Source organism: Kitasatospora sp. NPDC089913, assembly GCF_044748625.1.
Lineage (GTDB): Bacteria > Actinomycetota > Actinomycetes > Streptomycetales > Streptomycetaceae > Kitasatospora.
In genome coordinates this window covers 336,534-345,383 of record NZ_JBIVGI010000003.1, presented here as the reverse complement: position 1 = coordinate 345,383, position 8,850 = coordinate 336,534, and the positions used below count along the sequence as shown (strand labels likewise).

Sequence of the window (8,850 nt, the reverse complement as noted above, 5' to 3'; positions counted from 1 at the left end):
GCCGGCCGGCATCGGAGAGCCGGATGGACAGGTTGTTGAGGGCCTTGGCGAGGTCGGGCAGGTGGGCGTCCGGATTCGCCCCGGCCAGCGTGCGGCAGATGGTGACGGCTTCCTGGACGGCTGTCAGCCCCTCCTCCCGCCGGCCGGCATCGGAGAGCCGGATGGACAGGTTGTTGAGGGCCTTGGCGAGGTCGGGCAGGTGGGCGTCCGGATTCGCCCCGGCCAGCGTGCGGCGGATCCTGACGGCTTCCTGGACGGCTGTCAGCCCCTCCTCCCGCCGGCCGGCATCACCAAGCTGGACGGAGAGGTTGCTGAGGGCCTTGGCGAGGTCGGGCAGGTAGGCATCCGGGTTCGCCTCGGCCAGGACCCAGTAGTGGCCGGTGGCTTCCTGGACCGCGGCCAGGCTTTCCTCCCGTCGGCCGGCATCGGAGAGCCGGACAGAGAGGTTGTTGAGGGCCATGGCGAGATCGAGCAGGTGGGCGTCCGGATTCGCCCCGGCCAGCGTGCGGCGGATCCTGACGGCTTCCTGGACGGCCGTCAGCCCCTCCTCCCGCCGACCGGCATCACCAAGCTGGACGGAGAGGTTGCTGAGGGCCTTGGCGAGGTCGGACAGGTAGGCATCCGGGTTCGCCTCGGCCAGGACCCAGTAGTGGCCGGTGGCTTCCTGGACCGCGGCCAGGCTCTCCTCCCGTCGGCCGGCATCGGAGAGCCGGACAGAGAGGTTGTTGAGGGCCCCGGCGAGGTCGGGCAGGTGGGCGTCCGGATTCGCCCCGGCCAGCGTGCGGCGGATCCTGACGGCTTCCTGGACGGCCGTCAGCCCCTCCTCCCGCCGACCGGCATCACCAAGCCGGATAGACAGGTTGTTGAGGGAAGAGGCGAGGTCGGGCAAGTGAGCGTCCGGGTCCGCCCCGGCCAGAGCCCGGTGGTGGCCGGTGATGGCGTGGGTGAGCCGGACCGCGGTGCTGGTGAGGCGGTGGCTGGCTTGGGGGAACAGACCGTAAATCGTGGTGAGGGTGTCGAGGGGGGTGTCGGGGTGGGCGGTGAGGGTGTCGAGGGCGGTGATGAGGGGCGTGGGGTGGTCGGTGCGGGTGGCGGTGGTGACGATGTGAGCGGCGAGGGCCCTGTGGTGGCGGATACAGAGTTCGGTGAGCCGGCCGTCGAGCCGGAGGAGGGCGGGGTGGGCGGCGGCGCGGCTGTAGACAGTGAGCAATCGTTCGATCTGAGTGTCGTCGGCGCCGTCGAGGAGGTGGTCGGCCAGGCGGGGAACGGCCAGGAGAGTGCGGCCGATGTGGCGCTCGGCGAGGCGGTCGGGCTGCAGCGCGCCCCACGGTGAACCGGGCACCGTGGCGGGGTAGAGGGACGCGAGCCAGGCGGTGACCTGGTTGCGGCGGTCGCGGGACTGGTCGGCAAGCACGGGCAGGCGCTGCCAGAGCAGGTCTGTGCCTTCGTCGTCGGCGCCGGTGAGGTGGGCGGCGGCGAGTGCGGTCCTCAGGGTGCTCATGCCGAGGGCGGGGGTGAGGCCGCAGGTGGCGGCGGTGTCGCGCCAGTAGCGGGCTTCGTGGCCGAGGAGCCGGTCCTCGACATCCTGGGCGTCCTCGTCCCCGGTACTGCTCGTGGGTGCGGTGCGGGCGGTGTCGAGGAGGTCGGCGAGGGCGGTCATGTGGAGGGTGAGCGCGTTGCCGTAGGCGGCGGCCCTACCCAGGTTCCGAGGCGGCGTCAGGGTGGTGGCGGTCGAGGTCCAGTCGCGCCCGCTGAGGCCCGCGACCGACGGGAGCGCGGTGGCGAGGGCGCGGGCGGCGTCGCGGTAGTGGCCGGCACGCAGTTCTGGGTCGTCCTCCAGCGGTGCGAGGCGGCGGGTTCGGGCGGCAGCGAGGAGTTCCTCGGCCTGGCGGCTTGCCTCGCGGGCCTGCTGCCACCAGTCGCCGGCGGTGCGTGCCAGGAGCAGGAGTTTGAAGGGGCTGGTGCCGGGGTGTTCGGCGGCGGCGTCGACGAGGGCGCCGAGTTGTTCGGGGCGGGTTTCGGCGTAGTCGAGGACGACCAGCAGCGGCTTCGCCGCCCTCCGCAGTTCGAGCAGGTGGTCGGGGCGGGCGGCGGCGCGCGGCCACAGGACGGTCCAGCCTCGGGTGGTGAGTTGGTGGCCGAGGTGGTGGGCGAGGCGGGTCTTGCCCTGCCCGCCGGGCCCGTGCAGCAGCCACGCCCCGAACCCGTCCTGGTCGCACCAGGCCCGTAGTTCGGCGAGCAGGTCCTCGCGGCCGTGGAAGGGGACAGTCTGGCGGCCGGCCTCCAGCAGGGCGGCCGGTGTCACCGGCGCCCGCCTGGTGGTGGGGTTGCCGGTGGGGTCGGCGACATCCTGGAACTCCACCGCCGCCAGCACTCCCGCGGGGCCGCCCCCGTGGGCGGTGAGGGCGGTACGGAAGGCGGGGTCGTGGTGCAGGACATAGGCGGGCACGATATTGAGCCGGCCGTGGCCGGAGTTCGCGCGGTCGGAGGCGACCACGCCGGTCAGGTACCGGTCGCAGAACACCGCCCCACCTGACAGCCCGCCCCACGGCGAAGTACCGTCGCCCGGCCACCCGGCACCGGTGGTGCGCAGGTCCATGACGTACTGGTTGCCGACGAAGCCACTGCCCGGATTCACCTCCCCGGCCAGCTGCGCGGCCTCGACCGGCTGCTTCTTGCGCTGGGCCTCGTCCGGCACACCCCACGTCTCGCACGCGGCGCCGGGGCGTTTCGTGTCCAGACGTCCCCACGCCACGGGGTCGGCCGGCGGCCGCCAGTGCGGCGACTCGTCGACCAGCACCAGAGCCGCGTCGTCACGCGCCCTCGATGTTCCGGCCCACACCACGGTTCCGACCGCGGCGCCGCCCGCGCCGGGGTGGAACACCTTCACCCGGGTCCCCGCCGGCCCAGTGACGTGCGCGGAGGTCAGTACCAGACGGCCCCCTACCGCATACCCTGACCCCAGCCTGTCCTTCTCTCCGGCCTCCGCGCCCTTCGGCCCGGTCACGCCGGCCACCCGCAACTGTTCCACTTCCCGTCCCTCCCCTGATTTCCTGCCGCCCCGCCCGGGTCCGGCCGTACGTGCCGGACCCGCCCACCTGTCCGTCAGTCCGGGATACGCCCCGACACGTCACCGGGCCCCTCGGGGCGCTCCCGCGCGGAGTGGACGAGCAGGTCGGTGCCGTCGGCGCGCTTGGGGGTCAGAGTGAAGGACACCCGGTGGGTGCGGGCACGGGAGACGCCGGCCTCGGCCTGGGCACCGACCGCCCACAGTTTGAACTTGGCCTTCGCCTTCGCATCCGCGCGCAGCTCGACCTCGAACTCCATCTCCACCGGCCCCACCGCGAACACCACCCCCGGGTCGTCCCCCGCCCTCGCGGCGGCCTCCAACAGTTCGTCGCGCACCGCCGCGACCGCGTCCGCCAGCGGAACATCCATCGGACCCACCCCTCATCACACACCTGACCGGCGGTCAGGGCGATGCGGACACCGTAGAACCCATGCTCCCAACTCCGCAGCCGAAAGGTCCCGTTGGCCGGAAGCCGGTTCCACCAATGCCAAGATCCATGAAGGGGGACTTCCTCGGCCCTCCAGCGGTTGCACCTGATGCAACATCGCGGCGTCGGATCCCATCAGTCCATGCCAGACTCGCCACCACACCCGCAGGATGTACGCGGTCAGCCACATCGGACCAGGTCAAGCTGTGCCCGGCGCATACGACATCGATGCAGCGGCCGCAATTCCGCCTACTAGGATCGCCAGGCGGCGGCGAGCGGCACCATGTGGTCGATGTCGAGGGCCTTGGCGTCTGTGAAGGCCTTGTCGTCGTAGGGGCTGGTCCAGGTGCCGGCCACGGCCCGGCACAGGTCGTCCTGGACGACGCCCTGGCCGTCTCGGGCGAGCACCGTCTCGCGGGTGTCGCACTCACCGGCGATCTTGATCCAATGCGGGAACCTCTCCCGGCTGTAGCCGTCAATGGAGTGCGGGGCCTCGACGGTCAGCTCATCGAGCTCGACCCTCACGACGTCGACGGGCGGCGGCTCGGGCAGGTCGCGGCGCGCGGAGGCCATGCCGGCAGCCGGTGCGGTGGTCGCGGCGGCGGGGGCCGCGGTGGGCAGGAGGACCGCGGCGAGCGCGGCCAGGACGGTGGCGCCGCGGCGCACCCGGAATTGGTGGTCATGGCCTCACGTCTACCGGTGACCTGGCGGCCAGGGGCGGTCGGTCACCCGGTCGGCGGCGTGCCCCGAGCGGGCGTTGACGCGTGTTCCGGGATCGATGGCCGGCTTTGCCCTGCTGCTGGCGCGGCGGGCTTGGAGGTAGGCGGTCCAGTCGGTGGCGGCGCGGCGGCGCCAGTGCTGGGCGGTGACGACGTGCAGGCCTAGCATGGGGGCGAGGATCGCGGGCGGCAGGTCCTGGGCGAGTTGGACCAGGGCGGTGGTGCGAGCCGGGCGGATGGGGATGTGGTGGGCGGTCAGGCGTCGGCACAGGGTGGTGGCGGAGATGTGCTGGCCGGGCCGGATGCCGGGGAAGAGCCAGCGGGGAGGGAGTGGGCCGCCCCCATCCGGAGGGCGGTGGCTGGTCGGCAAGGTCGACGAGGAGGCGGGCGAGGGGTTCGGGCAGGCGGATCGGGGTCCGGTCGAGGACGAGCACCGGATGGCCGTCGTGTCCAGCGCACTGGTGTGGCGGGCGGCGATGCGGGTGGCGTGCTGGCCGAACAGGAGCAGGAGGGCGCCTGCGGCGCGGACCTCCGGGAGCATCGTGGTGTCGGTGAGGCACTGCTGGAGGAGTTCCCAGTGGGAGTCCTCGTCCAGGCCCTCCGGCTCGGCCTTGGGCCTCCGACGCGCCACCTTCAGGCAGCCAACCAGCAGCAAAATGGCTTAGACCAATTAGGTGATGAGGCGTCAGGGAAGTCAGCAATTTCAGCATTGATCCGACCAGACGCTGTCACAGATGCCCACACGTGAGAATTCAGGGACCCTCACTCGGGCTGCCGAAGCCACCCTCCATGCCACCGACCGAGAATCCGTTCGTGTGACCTCCCGGCTACCGGGAATGGGCACCAGCTCTCTAATTTCCGGTGATGAGCGACAGCGGGTTCTCTTCCAGCCAGCGCCGGACGGTCGCGGCGTCCTGCTGGCGTCCAAGCGCCTCCAGCAGTTGTGCTTGGAGGTCCAACACCTGGTGGAGTCCTAAAAGCAAGGAGGGCATCGTGGCGACGTGAGGCCGACAGGACTCCACCGCTTCATCCGTAGCGTTCAGCGCTGCATGAAGCTCACCCGCATTCGCCAGAACAGTGGCCCGGAGGGAGAGTGAAACGACAAGGTCGAACTGGTGGGCGGCGGGATTGTCGACCGCCAATCTCCGCCGGATCTCCACCGCCTCCTCTACCGCGGTGAGCGCCTCGGCCAGCCGCCCCGCCTCCCACAAGTGGGCACTCAAATTGGACAGCGACCTGGCGAAGTTGGGCTCGTGGACCACGGGATTGTCGGCCGCCAGCCGACGGTAGCTCCCCACGGCGTCCTCCGTAACCGTCAGTCCCTCCGCCGGCCGGCCCACCGACCGCAGCCGGGTCCCAAGGTTGGACAGAGAACCGGCGAGGTTGTGCTCGTGAACTCCAGGGGCACCAGCCACCAGGCTCCGCCATACCTCCACCGCGTCCTCGGCAACAGTCAACGCTTCGGCCTGCCGCCCTGTCTCTGACAGCACGTTACTGAGGTTGGACAGCGAGCGGGCAAGCCCGGGCTCACGTGCGACGGGATTGTCGGCCACCCAGCGGCGGTGGATCTCCACCGCGTCCTCCGCAGCAGCCAGCGCCTCGGCCCACCGCCCGGCCTCCGACAGTGCCACGCCGAGGTTGGACAGCAAGGTGGCAAGTTCGGGCTCGAAAGCGGCCGGATCGGCGGCCGCCAACCTCCGCCGAATCTCCGCCGCCTCCTCCATGGTGGTGAGCGCCTCGGCCCGCCGTCCCTCATCCAGCAGAGCCACGCCGAGGTTGGACAGCGAGGTGGCGAAGTCGGGCTCGAAAGAAATGGGATCGGCGGCCGCCAACCTCCGCCGAATCTCCGCCTCCTCCTCCATGGTGGTGAGCGCCTCGGCCCAGCGACCCACTTCTGACAGCTTGCCGCCGAGGTTGGACAGCGAGGTGGCAAGGTCGCGCTCGAAAGCGGCCGGATCGGCAGCCGCCAACCTCCGCCGAACCTCCACCCCCTCCTCCACGGCGGCCAGCGCCTCGGCCCAGCGACCCACTTCTGACAGTCGACTGCCGAGGGTGGACAGCGCACGGGCAATATCGGGCTCGTGAACGGGGTCCGTAGCCACCAGTCTCCGTTGGATCTCCACCGCATCTTCCGCAGCGGCCAGTGCCTCGACCCTCCGGCCCTCCCCTGAAAGGGCCACGCTGAGGCTGGAGAGCGAGACGGCGAGTTCATGCTCGAAAGCATTGGGACTATCGGGTTCACGGCGTCGGTAGATCTCCACCGCTTCTTGTGCAGCGGTCAATGCCTCTGCACGCCGCCCAGCCTCCGACAGATCTCCACTGAGGTTGGTCAGGGAGGCAGCAAGCTCATGCTCATGGGCGGCGGGGTTGCCCAACGCCAACCTCCTCCGGATCTCCACCGCCTCCTCCGTAGCGGCCAGCGCCTCGACTCGCCGCCCTGCCTCCGACAACCGACTGCCGAGGCTGGACAACGAGTGAGCCAGGTCGTGCTCGTGGGCCGCAGGGTCCTCTTGTGAAAGGTATCGGTTGACATGGACGAGGATATCGGCGAGCCGTACAGCGAGCGGGTTGACAACGTGGGACAGATGAGGGAGTGCGGCTACGACATCGGAAATGGCTTGATAGGAAAGGGGGACGCCGTCCAGGCCGGCGTCGAGAGTGCCGAGCACCTCGTCGCTGTCAGGAGCGCGATCGCCGTTGTAATGAGCGATCGCGGCACGAGCCAGGACGGTGACGCTCTGGGCCTGTTGGTCGGGGCTGGCAGCACCAAGAAGGGCAGATAGTTCGATGTCACCCCGTGTCAGGGCGCGCGAGGCAAGGAACTCGGCGATGCGGTCGGGTTGAAGCGAGCCCCAGTAGCGGTCGGGGTCGGCCGGGTACAGACGCGCGAGCCAGGCAGCGGTGCGGAGGGTCTTGTCGGCCGGCATACCTGGGACTGTGACGAGGACACGGGCCGCACTGTCGGCGGCGGCGGCGCCGCACAGGGCCGCGACAGCGACCGCGGCCCTCAGGGCAGTGGTGTCCAGGCCGAGTTTGAAAGCGGGGGCCTGTGCGCTGTCCTCCCAGAACCGTTCCTCGTGCTCCAGCAGGATCTCCTCGGCCGGAGCACCGGGAGCAGCGGCCGCTGGACGCGGGCCGTGCTGGAGGAGCGCCACCAGGGCAGTCAGTTGCAGAGTGAGGGCGTTGTCATAACGCGGGTGCCTCAAGTCGACCGGAGGACGGATGGAGCGAGCCAGTGCGAGCCAGTCGTGGTCAGGCACGCTGGGTATACGTGGAAGCAGGCGTGCCAAGTCAAGGACGGCGTTCCGGAATTCAATACTCCGGTCCTGGTCGGGCCGGCCTGCAGGTTGGAGCGGGCCCAGCGGGACGACGGGTGTCGCGGCCAAGAGGCGGCGCACGGCCGGAGTGGCACTGAGGGTGTCGGTACGCCATTCGCCGTCCGACCGGGCGAGCACCAGTAGGCGCACGCGGTGACGAGTGGCGTGCAGATGGGCAACCAGGCGACGCAGCAACCGGGGGCGGGTCTCGGCGTAGTCGACAACCAGGAGCAGGGGCAGGGCGGTGTTCAGCGGGGTGAAATCGGGTGGGGCATCGTGGTCGGTGAGGTCCGAGCGCAGGTGTCCGGTGACCCAGTTCTCCCGGCTGAGAGTGTCCGCGAGGCGGCGGGCGAGGCGGGTCTTTCCCTGCCCTCCGGGGCCGGTGACGACACGGATCGCGATCTTTTCGGGGTCGATCGTGCACCAGGCCCGCAGGTCGGCGAGTTCCTGGTCGCGGCCGTGGAAAGCCACCGCCTCGGTGTCGGCGCGCAGCATCGCGGCGGGCGAGTCCAGGTCGCGGTCGACGGTGGCGGGTTTGAACAGGTGGGCGGGTTCAATGGGTTCAAGGACCGGCTCCCAGCCGGTGTGCTCGGTGATCAGGTGGCAGAACCTGGAGGGCCGGCCCTGCTGATTGCTGAGGAGGTGGCTGATAGGGGTGGCGGTCAGGCGGGTGCCGCCGTCGGCCTGGCGGTCGTAGCGGATGATGCCGCACAGCAGGTCGCCAGCAAGACCGTCGTCGGCGAGGACCGCCGCCCCGGAGATGCCGGACCAGCGGGTGCCGCTGCTGCTGAGAGGGCCCTGGGGGGTGGGAGTGATGCTGGTGATCTCGTAGCGGCCGGCCAACGCTCCGGTGCCGGGGGCGATCACACCCTCCACCTGCTCGTCCAGACGGCCCCACGCCGGGTCTTTCTGAAAGCGGGGGAAGCCAGTCAGGGCGACCCGTTGGGAACGGGTGCCGATGAGACGCCCGTAGCGCTGGGGCGGCCTGGCCGTCAGGTCGGACAGGGACTCGGGGACTGGCCAGTCGCAGTCGGCGTCGATCTCGATGAGCGCAGCATCCACCTGCGCGTTCCGCCGGTGCCAGACCACCATCGCCGGGTACTCCTTCGCGTCCGAGTCCGGCTGGCAAACCGTCACCGCGCCCGTCCCGCTGTCGAGGTCCAGGCCATCCAGGACATGGTGGGCGGTCAGGATCAGCCTCGGCGCGACCAGGTACCCCGTCCCGAATCCCTTCTTGTCCTTGCCCCTGCGGGTCACCCGGATCTGAACCCGGCGGTCGAACTCCATGAACGTTTCCCCCTCAACCCTCCGGTCACC

The 8,850-nt window shown here is 70.5% G+C and carries 5 protein-coding genes; all 5 read right to left on the bottom strand.

Annotated features, from left to right (window positions below):
* Positions 1–3,031 (bottom strand): tetratricopeptide repeat protein (locus ACIPYS_RS07890; protein WP_400744595.1); only part of this gene is annotated, 3,031 nt, incomplete at its 3' end.
* 74 nt (positions 3,032–3,105) lie between these two features.
* Complete coding sequence (locus ACIPYS_RS07885) at positions 3,106–3,438, bottom strand: trypco2 family protein (RefSeq protein ID WP_360012686.1); 333 nt, start codon at positions 3,436–3,438, stop codon at positions 3,106–3,108.
* 311 nt (positions 3,439–3,749) lie between these two features.
* On the bottom strand, positions 3,750–4,163 hold the full coding sequence (locus ACIPYS_RS07880; RefSeq protein WP_400744591.1) for a hypothetical protein: 414 nt from the start codon (positions 4,161–4,163) through the stop codon (positions 3,750–3,752).
* A gap of 27 nt (positions 4,164–4,190) precedes the next feature.
* Positions 4,191–4,847, bottom strand: coding sequence for a hypothetical protein (locus ACIPYS_RS07875; RefSeq protein WP_360012682.1), 657 nt, complete (start codon positions 4,845–4,847; stop codon positions 4,191–4,193).
* A gap of 220 nt (positions 4,848–5,067) precedes the next feature.
* The gene (locus tag ACIPYS_RS07870) at positions 5,068–8,820 is read right to left on the bottom strand and encodes a tetratricopeptide repeat protein (protein WP_400744588.1); all 3,753 of its coding nucleotides are present in this window, start codon (positions 8,818–8,820) and stop codon (positions 5,068–5,070) included.
* Positions 8,821–8,850: the final 30 nt, after the last annotated feature.

Coding starts and splice junctions, on each gene's coding strand:
- ACIPYS_RS07885 (WP_360012686.1), bottom strand. CDS start 3,438: ATGGATGTTCCGCTGGCGGACGCGGTCGCGGCGGTGCGCGACGAACTG.
- ACIPYS_RS07870 (WP_400744588.1), bottom strand. CDS start 8,820: ATGGAGTTCGACCGCCGGGTTCAGATCCGGGTGACCCGCAGGGGCAAG.